The organism is Brachyspira sp. G79 (assembly GCF_002379365.1).
GTDB lineage: Bacteria > Spirochaetota > Brachyspiria > Brachyspirales > Brachyspiraceae > Brachyspira.
Map to the genome: position 1 here is coordinate 474699 of NZ_JQIU01000008.1, position 2292 is coordinate 476990.

2 protein-coding genes are annotated in these 2292 nt (G+C 24.6%); both read right to left on the reverse strand.

Annotated elements, in window-relative coordinates; translation table 11 throughout:
* Window positions 1–153 precede the first annotated feature (153 nt).
* Window positions 154–978: a viperin family antiviral radical SAM protein gene (locus KQ44_RS03605; RefSeq protein ID WP_096736274.1), complete on the reverse strand. Its 825-nt coding sequence runs from the start codon at window positions 976–978 to the stop codon at window positions 154–156.
* A gap of 180 nt (window positions 979–1158) precedes the next feature.
* Window positions 1159–2271 carry a DUF3298 and DUF4163 domain-containing protein gene (locus tag KQ44_RS03610; RefSeq protein WP_096736275.1) on the reverse strand — a complete coding sequence of 371 codons (1113 nt, stop codon included), beginning with the start codon at window positions 2269–2271 and terminating at the stop codon, window positions 1159–1161.
* Between the last annotated feature and the right edge of the window lie 21 nt (window positions 2272–2292).

A 2292-nucleotide genomic window follows, 5' to 3' on the forward strand; every position in this document is an offset into this window, starting at 1 on the left:
AGAAGTTTTTTCAAAATCTTCGTCATGTTTTTGAAAAAAAAGAATATAATTTTTCTAATGTATTTTCTAGTTCTTTTTCATCAAATTCATAATATAATTTTTCCATTTTCTTTCTCCTTTTATAAATCGTAAACTTAAGCCACTATATTTCAATTAATTAGCTTTTTTGTACCTGTTATAATATTTATCAATACTATAATTCATTTTGAAAAACTCTTCATACAAATCAGCATCATCTTCTAATAAACTTTTTGAGTAAATATATTTATTATCAATGTTATTGAAAAATCTTCCTTTGGCATCAAGCATTATATAGGAAGAAGTCATATTATCATTGTTTTCACTGTACATTATTCTTTTATTTTCTGCATGAGTGTTTAGAAAATAATTAAACTCTTCATCGCTTATTAAAAGTTCTTTGCAGGAATTAAGATTTTCTATAGGAAGAACCTGAAATATTTTCCATTTGTTAGGAAGAGTTTTTTCTATGAATGAGTTTAGATTTTCTTTGTAATTATATCTATTAACTACAGTATTTATCTTTAATTCTTTGCCTCTTTCTTTGATTTTTGAAGCTAAGTACAGATATTCTTTTTCAGTTATAGTGCTGCTGTTTCCTATACTTCTTCCTATTTTTAGGCATGTTTCTTTGTCTAATGAGTCTATGCTTAAACCAATAACATCACAGCATTCTAAAGTGGCATTTAGTATAGACTTATTTTTTAAAAGCATTGAACCATTGCTTACTATACTTAATATATGATTTTGAGACTTTAGATAATACAATAAAGGAATATAGTTTTTGTATATAGTTGGCTCACCGCCTACTAGATTAATATACTTAAAAGGTTTAAGCTTTTTTGCGATTTTAAATATATCTACATTGCAGATATATTTTGAGGCATAACAAAACTTACAATGCATATTGCAGTTATTAATGAAATGCCAATTAAGTTTTAAGCTATTAAAAATACTCATAATAAATACCTCCGAAATTAAACTCGAACACATTCAAAGATATTTTTCTCAAGCATTTTAGCTTATGTTAGTATTATAGTTTATTATTTATTTTTAATCAAGTATTATACTATAAAAAATAAAAGAGAGTAATTAAATTAATAACTACCCTCTTATAAACTTTATAAATAAATATTTTTATTATTCAAATATAGTTTTGTACTCGTCTTTTAAATAAGGTTTTATTTCTTCTGCTGACATTAATACTTTAGTCTCTCCTATTGCATAAGGTCCGATTTCGTATATTCCCCAAGTGAATACTAAACCGTTTGATGTAATATAAAAATTATTGTTTTCTATTGAAAGTTCGTTCAAATCAAAATAAGATCTTTCATCTCTTCCTTCTATTTTTAAGAGTTTATCTTTTATTAAATTTAGTAAGTCAGTATTTTTTAAGTCTGTTATTAAATCTTCTATTTTTAATTTATTTCCGTTTTCTAATGAATAGACACTGTATACTGTAGCGTATGTTCCATGTGCACCGCCTGTGTATTCATATATAAATCTGTTTATTGAAATAAATTTTTCACTCAAGTAATTTATACCGTATTTACTTAAATCTTCTGATGTGTTGGCTATATAATCTGAGTTTACCCATTCGTCATAATAGGCATTCATTTTATTGCTTATTACGTTTTCTTTTTTTAATAATGATCCTAAATCATTAAAAGAAGCAGCATCGGTTATATCAAATTCTTTGTTTATATCCAAATTTATTTTATCTATTACTTCTGAATTATTTTTATTATTCAATATGAATATAGAGTTTTTATATTCAAATATATTATCGTTATTAGTAGAACCATTTGTGTATGAATATTCAATTATTCTTGCTCCTGTTACAGGGCTTTTTACTGATTTAAAAATTATTTCTTTACTATCTATTTTGGCATTAAATGGATATGATATGCTTGGAAGATTTCCTTCTAAAGTATTATTATCATAAGAAATTGCTGATATGTTTCCTTCATCAAGCTCCCCTATTCTTTCTACATTAAATGTTATAGAGTTTTGATTAGATTCTGTATAAACAATTGTACCTAAATTATTTGTATTATATGTTAAAGCAGAACTTACATACTCTCCGTTATCAGACATCAAATATATTACTTCATAATTGTATAATTTTTCATTTTTAGTTAAAGGAATATCAATATCTGATTGTATATTATTTGAGTTTTGATTATTATTTGAATTGCTGCATGAAGTTAATATCAATAAAGTGAATATTATTGCTATGACACTTTTTTTCATTTTATCCTCTTGGTTACACAA